The sequence below is a fragment of the Methanoculleus receptaculi genome (genome assembly GCF_033472595.1).
In the GTDB taxonomy this organism is placed as follows: Archaea; Halobacteriota; Methanomicrobia; order Methanomicrobiales; family Methanoculleaceae; genus Methanoculleus; species Methanoculleus receptaculi.
In genome coordinates this window covers 1,485,808-1,497,618 of sequence record NZ_CP137642.1, presented here as the reverse complement: position 1 = coordinate 1,497,618, position 11,811 = coordinate 1,485,808, and the positions used below count along the sequence as shown (strand labels likewise).

Here is an 11,811-nt window from a genome sequence, read left to right as displayed (position 1 = left end):
AGCACTGGAACGACGCTTTGACACATCCTGGACGCGTGAACTACCCCGGCGGCAGGACCCGGGGTCTTCCCGCTCTGCCCCCCCTTCACCCCCCCGCAGGATAAATCGGGAATGCTGCCGTTGTCCGGGCCTCTCCACCACCCGGCAGAAGAGTTTTGGGATAACCTCGTCCACGAGATCGGAGGAGGGGGTGTTTGTTGTCTTGAGGAGAGGGTTATCGTAAGAGATCGTAAACCTCTTCTTTTGTCATACCTTCAAATTCAGCAACGTCGGTGACGATTGTGTTGAGTGTAGCTATGGCAAGTTCGTCGTGAAGGGGTACGGTAACCCGGAGTCGTTTATCGCCAACAACTTTACGCAGTTGGACGTGACTTCCGGCCTGCCGGAGAAAAACCGGGTTTTCAAGGACTTTGATTACCTCGAATCCACTAACAACCGGGTGTCGCGGCAGTGATATCGACCTTGTATTCGAAACTTGGTGGGATGTGGCTTTCCTGTTCGCGGGTTTCTGACCTGTATCTGGTTACAATGGTGATCCGTTCTCCCGCTCCTAGTTCTTCCGCGTAATGGAGTGACGTTGCTTCCAGGATATTGTCGATAAGTTCCCCGATGCTTTTACCCAGGGTATAGATGGCATTTCCAGGTGCATGTGCGCTGGCGCTCCACCATCCATCGGCATAGGTTACTTCAAATCTGACCAGCATGACGTTACATCTCTTTGTTACCGGGATGTGGGGTTATTCAGAGATATGTCTGATGGTGATGTGGTTGCCCCATCCGGACGGAATCATGTTTTACCTCCTCGGGTTCTCATCAAAGATGCATTTGGGCATGACAATACTGTCGTCAACTACCCCCGCAAGTTAAAGACTCTCCCTGGAGGTAGGCCCGGATAGCTTGACCGCACCTCCAGGGAATCCTGTGGGTGACTGTGGCTGGCGTCGAGACTGCGGATGGAAGGGCACCCTGCCACCCCAGTATTCGTTGCCGACAGAAGGGGGGAGGACAGCCCCCCTTCACGGGCCTTCGGGGTTGACGACCCTTCCAGCGAAGAGGATCGTGCCGGAATCCTTCTCGGTTATGAGGAAGACGAACGGGTGGTCCGCACGGAAGACGGGTGTGACACCCAGCCCGGCCGCAACGCCGGTCGCTGCCGCGGCCTCGGTGCCCTCCTCGTTCACGTCGACGAACGCCTTATGGAAGATCCCGGTGACGAAGAGGTCTCTCGTCCCGTCCATCCCCGAGAGGTCGGCATCGCCGCCGGTGAAAGCCGTCGGCATCCCCATCGCCGCAAGAGCCGGGGTGAGACCGTAACTCGCATCAAGCGTGAACTTCGGGAAGAAGACCCTGACGTTCTGCGAGGCGAGCGACTCCCGCAGACCGGCAAGCCTCTCCGCGTCCAGGACCTCCTCCGCAGCCGTCAGGCTGTCTCCCTTCGGCAGAAGGACAAGCATCGCGAGTTCCGTTCCGTCCCCACTGGCATACGGCATCTCAAGCACCTGGAGTGTCCCGGTCTCTGTATACGGGTAGACGGCATTCCCGTGCATCATCGGGACGGCCACCGTCTCGTTCGGTGAAACCCGGAACTCCTCCTCCGTCGTCCTGGCGGGGTCGAACTGCTGCGCCCATGCGCCTTTGAAGTAGATCGCGTTCGTGATCACGAGCCGGGTCAGCGGGTCGATCGAACCCGGCGGCAGGAGGTCGCGGATCCGATCTTCGGTCTTCTCCTCCACCCACCGGTTGATCGTCTCCCGCGACCCCTCGGGGTTCTCGGCGAAATTGAGGTTTGTGGCGTTTGCGCCATACCAGCGGGCGGCCGTCTCAATGTAGTCCGGGAGGAGCGAATGGGTCTTCTCTGCCCAGAGGGCGTTCGCGGTGCGGAGGGTGCAGTTGCCGCTCCCGCTGTTCAGGGCGGCGTTGAGGTCAGCAAACCCCTCCCGCCGGAGGGTCTCGTTCGTTGGAAGGTGCAGCACCGATTCGATCTCGTCGGCGGTCGTGCCGCGGGCGCCCTCGCATGTGATCGCGAGGGCTGATGCGATGCTGTAGGGCGAGAAGAAGAGGTTCTCTCCTGCATACGCCGGGTCGGCGGCAAGGTGCCGGTAGAGGTCGAACGCGAACAGGTTGTTTCCGGCCGCCACACTGACGGCGCCGTCCGGCGTATCGGGACGGGTGGTGCCGGCGGCGCTCAGTCCTGCAGCAATGAGCGCCAGGACGAGGACACATATTCCGGAGAATATCAACAGTTTTTTCATCGTTATCTCCCGTGGATCGCACCGGAGGAAAAGGCGGGGCATCCACAGGGATTCTATCTCACAATAAAGACTATAAAACCGGCGAAACCGTTCGAATCCGGTCGAACGGATCCGAAAACTACCTATAGAGGTCCCGTGACCCCCTCGTCCGCGGGGAAGCCCCCCGCCGCCGGGCACAGGCATACGCTATGAGAATCACCCCGATCACCGCGAGCACGATCCCGGCAGCGAGCAGCTCCAAAGGAGGCCCCTCCGGGACCGGGAGACTTCCCCCTCCTGCGAGCGGGGGCACCGGCCCTTCCCGGACCGGCGCCGTCAGGAAGGCCGCGACGGCAACAACCCCTCCGGCGAGGCTTGCGAGCCCCGCAGTCAGGATAATCCGGATCCGGGCGCTGCCGTGCGGCTGCAGCAGGGCCCGCCCCTCCGGCGTGAGCGCGTAGTACACCCAGGCATGCCCGTCCTCCCCGGCGGCGACAAGACCGGCGTCGGCAAGCCTCTGCAGGTGGTGATGGACGGTGGACTTTGCGAGGCCGAGGTCGTCCGCGAGCTCCGTGACCGTCATCCTGCGTTCGTTAAGGTTCTTTAAGATAGTGAGCCTGGTCTCGGACGCGAGGACCTCGAATGTCTCCTTCGTCAGGACGATATCGACCGGCTCCATAGGGGAGTTGTTCGAGGGAGACAGGATATAACCGTTCCGTTATCGTCCCCGTAACGCAAAAACCAGGGCCTTTCGCCATCTCATCCCGGCGGCCTGCTCCTCAGGCTCGATGCAGTCGAGAGGTGCGGCGGCCGGCCGGCCGAACAGCCTGTTTACCGCGGGAGCGGACGCAAAGCCGCTCCGGGCTTAACCTCTGGCAAAACACCCAGTGCGCCCCCCCTTCATAAATGTGGCCTAATTCTCCGGTTTTTTCCCGCTTGCACAGACGTTGTAGGCCAGGTACGGCAGTCTCTTCTCGATGAATGGCTCAACCTTCCGCGCGAGGGTAAAGATCGGTTCGACGAGTGTCAGGTGCGCAAACGAGCACCGGCTGATAGTGACATCCTCAAACCCGGCATCGCGAAAGAGTCTTGCCATCTCCGCGTTGGTGTAGTAGTGCTCATCGAAATCGCCCATCCCCACACCCCTCAGACCTATCCTCTCGCTTATCCTGTAGACGAGGGGGACGATGCTTGTAAAGACCGTCCGGGAGAGCGTGCAGACGGCTATCCGGCCGCCGGGTGCGAGGACGCGGTAACACTCCCGGAGCGCCGCCTCCGGGTCGGGGATGTAACTGAAGGCAAGCAGGCTTGCCAGGGCATCGAAACTCCCGTCCACAAACGGCAGCGCATCGGCCGTCCCGACACAGAACCCGCAGTCCGGGCAGCGCCCCCGGCCGTGCCGGACCATCCCCTGGCTGACATCGAGCCCGACCGCACGGCCCCCCTCCTCTACGTAGCGCTGCACAAAGAGTCCGGTTCCGCAACCGACGTCCAGCAGAAACCCGCCCTTCGGGAGATTCCGCATCACGTGGTCGCGGATGTGCCCGTGGTAGTACCTCCCCCGTCTGCCGTCGTAGCGCTCATCGTATACATCCGCAATCTCGTCATAGTGCTGCTGTACCTTCTTCACCAGACACCTCCAGCGCGATCCGGGCAAGCAATGCATTTAACTGTACAAAATCGTTTGCGCTGTGCGTGAGCCGCAGATCCGTATCGGCGAGGGCGATAACAAGGGCCGGGTGGTTGTAGTCGCGCCGGATCACCTCCCGGAGTTCTACGACAACCTCCTGCGCCGAGAGCCCGTAGTCGATCAAAAGCGACTCAACGATCCCGCGGGCCGCCTCCAGGTTGCCGCCGCGGAGCGCCTCAAACGCCGATGCGGCAATGTTGCCGGTCTCCGACCGCGCAACCTCCGCAAGGTCGAACCCCTCCTCCCCCGACCCTGCTGCAATCTGCAGGTAAGTTATAGCCCGCCGCAGGTCGCCGCGTGCGGCATAGACGATCAGGTCGAGATCGTCTTTTGGGACGCTCGCCCCCTCCGCGGCCAGTATCTCCTCAAGGCGGGCACGGACGAGCGCCGCATCCAGGGGGGCAAAGAAGAGCGGAAGACACCGCGAGGCGATTGCCGGGATGATGGCCGACGGCCTCACCGTGACAAAGACAAACCGGCATGTGGCGCTGTAGCGCTCCATCGTCCGGCGGAGCGACTGCTGCGCCTCAAACGTCAGGTGGTCGGCGTCCTCAAAGACCATCACCTTGAACTCGGCATCCAGCGGCCGCATCGAGGCATACCACTTCACAATCCGCTTGAAGTTGGCGATCAGGCTCAGGTCTTTCCGGTATATATGGCTGAACCTGTCATCCGACTCAAGGACGCTCTTCCCCTTCCCCAGGAGGTCGGCCGTGCTGAAAACTGTCGTGTTCGCCTCCCGGTTCTCGCCGTAGAGCCGTTCTGTCATACACCCGATGGCGGTGGTCTTCCCTGTCCCGTGCGGCCCGAAGATCAGCATGTGGGGTATGCTGCCGGAGTCCGCAAACGCCGTCATCTGCCGGATGACCGCATCCTGCCCTATGATATCCTCGCACCGCCGGGGGCGGTAGACCTCACTCCAGAGCATGACTCAGGTTCTCTCTGATCTCATCTATTGCCGCCCGAAGAAGATAGGCATTGTCCAGCGACCCTATCAGGCGTTCAGCCTCCCCGGGCTCAAGGCTTGAACAGCCCGCGGTGATCCCCGGGAGGGCACGGGTCAACTCGTCGACGATCGTCAGGTTCGCGGTTCGGGCCGTCCGGGACAGCGGGTTTAGATCGATTGTTATGACGGTCTTTCCCATACGCCGGAGCGCCGCACAGCGGTCTCCGTCCTCAAGCGGCACAAGAAGAAGATCGGCGTCCCCTATCCCTCCCGGCAGGCAGAGGGCGCGGTCGTGGGAGAGCGGTATGAGTCTTTCAGCCGTCCCCCTGAGAACCCGGACACCGTGGGATTCAAGGAGCCGGGTGATCCGTTCCACCCGATCCTCTGTCCTGTGGAAGAGGTTCACCTCGACATCGGCGCCGCTCACCCTCTGGAGCGCCGCGATATCATCCGCTGCAAGAGCCGCGGTGTTCCCGTTCACCGATATAACCGCGTGCCGGGCGGAAAGGAGCATCGCCGCGGCAGTCCTGGCGGCAACGGCCGCGCTCGGGGTTGTCCTCTCGCCGATAAGGTAGTCAAACGCCTCCCCGCGGCCGTGGGCGGCAAGCCCCTCCAGGGTGACTACACCCTCGCGGGCGCAGCGGGCCAGGCGTTCACGGGCGATGAGGGAACGGTAACGTGGATGGTCTTTCGGTATCACGGTATCACCTCGATCAGGTACGGGCCCCGGCGTGCGACCGCCAGTTTGTAGACCTCTCCGAACCGGGCGAGCACCCCCTCCGCCGCAGCACCGCTGGCAAAGACACCGTTTCCAAGCATCGTCATGCTTGCCGGGACGCCGGCCGCGTCGCAGGCCTCCAGCACCCGGCGGACATCCGGCGCGATGAGCCTGCTCCTCTCGGCAAACGACCGCGAGAGCCGGTAGAAGTCGATCAGGTTGTGCGGACATCGCCGGGGGTATGCGGCAGAGATACTTGCCATCGTCTCAGCCGATCCAAGGACGGAGGCTGTCGGGAGCGGGCCAAGACTCATGGCGTAGATGGGTTCTTCCGGGTAGAAACGGGCAACCTCTGCAGTGATCCCGGGCCCTTTCCGGCAGGCGACCCCGCCGCCGAGGCTTGCGGCAACGTCCCCAAGACCGGTGCGCTGGACAACCTCGGCCTCGTGGGCAGCGGCCGCAACCCCGTCTGCGGAGAGCCCCAGGTCAAAGAGACTGTTTGCGGCCGTGAGCGTCGCAAGGAGCGCCGCCGCCGAGAGCCCGAACCCGGCGCCTATGGGAAGCCGGCACTCTGTCGTGACGCGGGCGCACACCCCGATCCGGTCAAGGGCGTACTCGATCGGCGGCGACCCGGTGCTCACGCAGCCATCCCGGAGCACCCGGACGCTCGTCTCCCCCGCCTCCTCGACCGTCGAGCGCACACCCTCATCGATCACAACGCCGGCGCCGATGCTCCCTGTGGTCGCGATCTCTCTCCCCTCGATGCGCCTGAAGTATCCGGATATATGACCCGGCGAGAATGCTACAGCAGTTCTGACCATATAGCCCCGGCGACCTCCTCTTTGCTCCCGGTCACGTTCCGCGACCCCCCTGCAGTCATGATCACAAACGACCCCTCCGCTGCTCCCATCGTTGCCGGGGTGTTCAGAACAACCATCCTCACACCGGCGTCGAGCATCGCCCTCGCCCGCTCCTCCTCGTCCCAGCCCAGTTTGAAGGCCACCGTCACCGCCGGGCGGCAGGTCTGCATGACCTCATCGATGACCTTCGGGAGCGGGTTCAGCCGGATCGTCATCGGAGATCCGCCCCTGATCTTCCCCTCATGTCTCTCGGGAGCATAATCCGATATCGCCGCTGCGCTGATATATACATCGACCCCCTCGTCCCGGCAGACCGAGAGGACGGCCTGGCGCATCTCCGCGGCCGTTGCCGCCCGGATGTTTCGAACGCATGGAAACGACCCCGCGTGGACAACAGCAACATCCGCTCCCAGTCGGAACGCCTCGAGAGCGAGCGCCCGTCCCATCAGCCCGGTCGACCGGGTCGTCAGAACCCGGACATCGTCGAGAGGTTCAGCGCACGCCCCGCTCGTGATCAGCACCCTCTTTCCTGCAAGCGGTCTCCCGGAGACGGCACGTTCGACGTGAAGCACGATCGTATCGGTATCGGCGATCTTAGCCTTCCCCTCCTCGATCCGGGGCTCGACGAGATCGATCCCCCATGAACGGAGCCGTTCAAGGTTCTCCACGACCCCCGGATGGCGGTAGATGCTCTCGTGCATCGCCGGGACGACCACCACCGGCATCCCGCGGCCGAGCGCGGTCGAGGCAAACGTTGTGACCGGGGTGTCATCGACCCCGGCAGCGATCTTCCCGATCGTGTTTGCGGTGCAGGGTGCGACCAGCAGGAGGTCGGCCTCCCCGCCCTCGCCGCAGTAGAGGACATGCTCCACCAGCCCGGTGATCCGGGTGATCGCCGGCCGCCCTGTCGCGTAGGTCAGGGCGTCGGGATGGATGATACCTCTCGCGGCCTCCGTCATTACCGCCTGCACCGCTGCCCCCCGGCGGCGCAGGGCGTGGGCAAGTTTCACCGTCTCGACCGCCGCGATGCTTCCGGTCACGGCGAGCACCACGGTCTTTCCTGAAAGTGTCTTCATTCTATCCTCACATCCTGCACCATATGCCATGTGTGCGGCCCGTATTTCTTCACCCGGCGCGAGGATATCGTCGCCGATAGCCCGGCCTCCATCAGCCGTTCCCGGATCACCGCCGTCGCGTCCCCGATGCTGTGGACGTGGATGACGCTTCCCGGCCGGACATGGGCGAGGGCGTCGGGGAGGAACGATGCCGCCTCGAAATGCCCCATCAGTATGCGGTCGTAGACCCCCGAGAGGAGGCCGCGGCAGTCGCCCATCATCGGCGTGACCCGGTCAGCGACGCTGTTTGCCGCGATGCTGCGCCTCAGGTAGTCAAAGGCTACGGGGTTTATCTCCATCGCATGGATGCTTGCACCGCTGCGCGCCGCCGGGATGGTGAAGTAGCCGATCCCGGCAAACATATCGGCGATGCGCTCCCCCGGCCGGACAAGAGCGGCGATCCTTGCCTTCTCCACGCGGTTTCCCTGAGCAAACATCACCCGTGTAGGGTCAAGGATGAATGTGCAGCCCTGCTCCCGGTGCCGCACCTCCCCGGCGCTCCCGTAGACCACCACCGCCTCCGGGATCCGCATGGCACCGGTGCAGCCCTTCACCCATACGACACCGCGGGGGTGGCGGTGCGCCACGATTGACTCGATCTCCTCTTTTGTAGGCGCGTCGCCGTGGACGACCGCGACATCGCCGATGAGGTGGTAGCCCCGGCCGCGGTAGACACTCCTTTCCGGGAGATCCTCATCCGCCGGGCAGCCATCCCTGACCGGGACGCAGGCGACGCCGTCACGCAGGTATGCCCGGCGGTCGGGATCGACCCACGCCTCGCCCGCGATACGCGGCAGAACCGATGCCGGCAGCCTTCGCACCCGCACAACCCATCACCCCACGATAACCAGCCGATCGTCTTCGTCGTCGCGGAGCACCCGGATGTAGTCCCCCTCCACCGGCGTCGTCCAGGGCACCGGGTTGACCTCGCGAGTCACGTAGGTCTCCGGGTCCATCAGCCCCACGAGACCGGGCTGGGTGAAGACGACGAGAGCCGACCTGGCCTCACGGACGTTGCCTATGAGGCGTTCTGCATCGTCGGTCCTGAGCGTCAGCGGCGTGCCGTTCTGGAGGTCAAACACCCTGAGCCGCTGCCCCTCGATCTCACGCACCTCGTAGTATCTGCCCTTCGATACAACCACGTCGCCCTTCTGGTAGTAGGGGAGACGGATGGAGTACGTGACCCGGTACAGCCCCTTCCCGTCCTTCTCCCCGATCAGTTTCGGGTGGGTTGTGAACCGGCCGCCGAGCGCTCCCGTGACCTGTTTTGCTATCTCCTGGCCGAGGTGCTGTGTCCCGACGGTGATATCGAGACCGTCTTTTCTGTCGTCGAGGTCCGATATGAACGAGAGGCGGTCGCCCGACTGCTGGAGCGACTCCTCCGCCTGTTCCGCTATGTTTGTGGCGACCTCACGTTCGTAGGCGTTGATCTTTCGGTCGGTTGCCCGCACCTGGACTATCCCGGCGTAGTAGCCGCCGGAGATGCGGCTGCAGCGGTCGCAGGACTCTTTCTGCCAGCGGATCTCCGTTCTGCAGGTCTCCCTCACCGGGACGCCGTAGAGCACCGCCTCCACCTCGATGGTGCAGGCTGTCCTGTTTGAGGTTGGATCCTCAGACTGGATGGTGACCAGGGCATCCCTTGCGTCCTGATGGATGGTCACCGCCGATATGGCAAGTTCAGCGATGAGGTCTTCGCGCGAGACCTCAAGGTCTGACCAGGTGCTGCCGCGTTTCTGCGACCCGCAGACCGGACAGTAGACGGCGGTCACATAGGGTTTGCAGGAGAGCAGCCGCACATCTGCCGCCCGGCACTCGGGGCAGACCCCTCCATCTTCGCTCGGTCTCCCGCAGCGGGGGCAGATGCTTGTCTGGGCGGTGGTCATACCTTAGATCCTGAATATCTGGGCGTGGGGGACGCCGTCTATCATGATACAGTCCTTCTCGGCGATGAGCCCCATGGAGACGGCCAGGGCAACGACCTCTTTGCCTATGATGTTGGCGTTATCGGCGTCGGCAAGCGCCTCCCGCACCTCATCCTCCGTGGCGGTCTGTGTGCCGTAGAATCCGCCGCTGATGCGGACCTCCACCTCGCCGTGCATCAGGGTGACCTCCATCAGGTCGGTGTCGCAGGCGGCCACCACCTCGCCGGCGCCGGGTATGCGGTGCACTTTTAAGTACATTGTAGATTGTTTGATCGGAAGATCTCAAAAAGGTGCGCCGTTCCGGTCAGGGGAGCGAGATCTCGACGCCGTATGTGCGTGACGGCGTCCCGGCATGTATCCGCCAGGCATCCTCCTCGGTGATGAGCCCCTCCTCAAGGTATCGCCGCGTGAACCGCGGGACAGATTTTGGCCCGACAACAGCGCCGGGCCGGGCGTTCTCGTCCATGTAATCGCTCTCCATGCTGAACCGCAGCCCTGCACGGGCGAGCGCCGGGATACCCTCGTGACGCGCGATCAGGGACGGCACGAGCGGGGTGTCAGGGGTTGCAAAGTGTTTGACGACCCGCTCGACCGGGATACCAGCCCGCTTAGCCATCGGGAGAACGTCGATGCACGGCCCGCTCTCGGCGTGGAGCTGGACGGCGCAACCGCAGTCGGCGCCGAGTTCAAGCGCGTGGTAGAGGACGGCGTTTGAGGCTGCAAGCACCTCAGGTGCAGCCTCGTAGTGGGGCCGGCCGCTCTTTAGCGCCACGGCCGCCCCTTCCTGGACGTAGGCGGCGGCAAGGTCGAGCCCGGCCATCATCACGCCGGCGGCCTCCTCAAGCCCCATCCTCCCGGCAAGACGGCTGATCTCTGCCGGGTGGACGCCAAGGACGGGGTAGACCACAACCCCGACCTCCCGGATATCGTCAGCAACCCGGAGGGTTCTCTCGAAGACCTCGCGGTAGTCCTCTCCCGAGGATGGCTCTATGCCAGACGACCATGAGGGTTTTGTGACCAGGAAGATGTGTGTCCCGCCGCTGCGGCGGAAGTCCTTCGCGGCTTCGATCCCCCGGCCGTTCAGCGGGTCGATATGGATATGGTCATCGGTGATCGGTATCGCGGGCAGTTTCATGGGTCTCTACGATCTCCATCATGGGGTAGTCGTCCTGGAGGTGCAGCCGGGCGCGGCAGACGGCCGTCCCGACCCGGGTCGTGACCTCCGCATCGAGCATCCTCCCGGCAAGTTCCGAGTAGCCGAACCGGTTTGAGACCATCATCTCGCGGTTCAACCGGACGCGGACATCCGTCACGCAGGGCTGGAGACTGACCGCCTGCTCGATGGCCGTCTCAACGGAATCAGCGGTCTCGCGGGAGATCGGCGTCCCGACGAACTGGTGGTAGAGGGCGCCGAGCTTGATCCCGGCTTCAAACGCCGCTTTCTCGCGGTCGGTGATCATGAGTGTATGTTGGGGTTGTGGGAGTAAGAAGGTGCGCCCCCCGGGGGGTAGGGATGTGCCGTTGCGTTGCGTAAGCGCAGGCGTCTCGCTGACCGTTGTGCAGTTGCTGCAGGCCTCGTTTCAGACAGTGGCCATCTGGGGCCGGGCGGTGGGGGTAGTCTATAAATACCGTTCAACGGGAGACGCATGAGACAGGGGCGGGGGATGTTCCATCCCCCTCCCCGTCAGCCCCTCCCCAGGGGGCGATTCCTCATCGATACAGTGCCAGGGGGTAGACAACCTCTCTGCCGTCAACGTGAAAACCCTGCCGAAATCCCGTCTCCTCTCCCCCGTGCACGGTATATCCGGTCAATCGCCATGCACTGCCCGCCCCCTCGGGAGGGGGCGGGCGGAGGCCGCGGAGCGGCCGGGCGGTGGGGGTAGCCTATGAACACCGTTCAACGGGAGACGCATGAGACAGGGGCGGGGGATGGAAACATCCCCCTCCCCGTCAGCCCCTCCCCAGGGGGCGATTCCTCATCGATACAGTGCCAGGGGGTAGACAACCTCTCTGCCGTCAACGTGAAAACCCTGCCGAAATCCCGTCTCCTCTCCCCCGTGCACGGTATATCCGGTCAATCGCCATGCACTGCCCGCCCCCTCGGGAGGGGGCGGGCGGAGGCCGCGGAGCGGCCGGGCGGTGGGGGTAGCCTATGAACACCGTTCAACGGGAGACGCATGAGACAGGGGAGGGGATGTTCCATCCCCTCCCCGTCAGCCCCACCCCCGCGGGGTGATTCTCCATCGATGCAGTGTCCCGGGATTTGGCAGTCTCGTCGCAGCCTCACCTGACACTCCTGAAAGATCCTCTCTCCGCCCCTGGCACGGCC

The 11,811-nt window shown here is 63.6% G+C and carries 14 protein-coding genes; all 14 read right to left on the bottom strand.

The features are described 5' to 3' along the window. Positions 1–214 precede the first annotated feature (214 nt). The 14 genes from R6Y96_RS10435 to R6Y96_RS07610 all read right to left on the bottom strand — a co-directional run bounded on the left by R6Y96_RS10435 (position 215) and on the right by R6Y96_RS07610 (position 10,942). The gene (locus tag R6Y96_RS10435) at positions 215–415 is read right to left on the bottom strand and encodes a type II toxin-antitoxin system HicA family toxin (protein ID WP_404810337.1); all 201 of its coding nucleotides are present in this window, start codon (positions 413–415) and stop codon (positions 215–217) included. A 13-nt stretch (positions 416–428) separates the two neighbouring features. Next, positions 429–704: a hypothetical protein gene (locus R6Y96_RS07670; protein WP_318620695.1), complete on the bottom strand. Its 276-nt coding sequence runs from the start codon at positions 702–704 to the stop codon at positions 429–431. A 312-nt stretch (positions 705–1,016) separates the two neighbouring features. After that, entirely contained in the window at positions 1,017–2,252 is a 1,236-nt protein-coding gene (locus R6Y96_RS07665; RefSeq protein ID WP_318620694.1) for a serpin family protein, read from the bottom strand. Positions 2,253–2,370: 118 nt separating this feature from the next. Next, on the bottom strand, positions 2,371–2,910 hold the full coding sequence (locus R6Y96_RS07660) for a winged helix-turn-helix domain-containing protein (RefSeq protein ID WP_318620693.1): 540 nt from the start codon (positions 2,908–2,910) through the stop codon (positions 2,371–2,373). Between the two features lie 234 nt (positions 2,911–3,144). Continuing rightward, complete coding sequence (locus R6Y96_RS07655) at positions 3,145–3,861, bottom strand: class I SAM-dependent methyltransferase (RefSeq protein ID WP_318620692.1); 717 nt, start codon at positions 3,859–3,861, stop codon at positions 3,145–3,147. Further along, the gene (locus R6Y96_RS07650) at positions 3,836–4,849 is read right to left on the bottom strand and encodes an AAA family ATPase (RefSeq protein ID WP_318620691.1); all 1,014 of its coding nucleotides are present in this window, start codon (positions 4,847–4,849) and stop codon (positions 3,836–3,838) included. The genes R6Y96_RS07655 and R6Y96_RS07650 overlap by 26 nt, the downstream gene beginning before the upstream one ends. After that, positions 4,836–5,567 (bottom strand): 4-phosphopantoate--beta-alanine ligase, encoded by a 732-nt coding sequence (locus R6Y96_RS07645; protein WP_318620690.1) that lies wholly within the window; start codon positions 5,565–5,567, stop codon positions 4,836–4,838. The genes R6Y96_RS07650 and R6Y96_RS07645 overlap by 14 nt, the downstream gene beginning before the upstream one ends. Beyond that, the gene (locus R6Y96_RS07640) at positions 5,564–6,406 is read right to left on the bottom strand and encodes a pantoate kinase (RefSeq protein WP_318620689.1); all 843 of its coding nucleotides are present in this window, start codon (positions 6,404–6,406) and stop codon (positions 5,564–5,566) included. The genes R6Y96_RS07645 and R6Y96_RS07640 overlap by 4 nt, the downstream gene beginning before the upstream one ends. Then, positions 6,388–7,521, bottom strand: coding sequence for a bifunctional phosphopantothenoylcysteine decarboxylase/phosphopantothenate--cysteine ligase CoaBC (coaBC, locus tag R6Y96_RS07635; protein ID WP_318620688.1), 1,134 nt, complete (start codon positions 7,519–7,521; stop codon positions 6,388–6,390). The genes R6Y96_RS07640 and coaBC overlap by 19 nt, the downstream gene beginning before the upstream one ends. After that, positions 7,518–8,387 (bottom strand): class I SAM-dependent methyltransferase, encoded by an 870-nt coding sequence (locus R6Y96_RS07630; RefSeq protein ID WP_318620687.1) that lies wholly within the window; start codon positions 8,385–8,387, stop codon positions 7,518–7,520. Before R6Y96_RS07630 ends, coaBC begins: the two co-directional genes overlap by 4 nt. A 6-nt stretch (positions 8,388–8,393) precedes the next feature. Then, positions 8,394–9,443 carry a 60S ribosomal export protein NMD3 gene (locus tag R6Y96_RS07625; protein WP_318620686.1) on the bottom strand — a complete coding sequence of 350 codons (1,050 nt, stop codon included), beginning with the start codon at positions 9,441–9,443 and terminating at the stop codon, positions 8,394–8,396. Positions 9,444–9,446: 3 nt separating this feature from the next. Next, the gene (locus R6Y96_RS07620; RefSeq protein ID WP_318620685.1) at positions 9,447–9,740 is read right to left on the bottom strand and encodes a DUF424 domain-containing protein; all 294 of its coding nucleotides are present in this window, start codon (positions 9,738–9,740) and stop codon (positions 9,447–9,449) included. A gap of 46 nt (positions 9,741–9,786) precedes the next feature. Further along, positions 9,787–10,617 carry a TatD family hydrolase gene (locus tag R6Y96_RS07615; RefSeq protein ID WP_318620683.1) on the bottom strand — a complete coding sequence of 277 codons (831 nt, stop codon included), beginning with the start codon at positions 10,615–10,617 and terminating at the stop codon, positions 9,787–9,789. After that, positions 10,586–10,942: a dihydroneopterin aldolase family protein gene (locus tag R6Y96_RS07610; RefSeq protein WP_318620682.1), complete on the bottom strand. Its 357-nt coding sequence runs from the start codon at positions 10,940–10,942 to the stop codon at positions 10,586–10,588. The genes R6Y96_RS07615 and R6Y96_RS07610 overlap by 32 nt, the downstream gene beginning before the upstream one ends. Positions 10,943–11,811 lie beyond the last annotated feature (869 nt).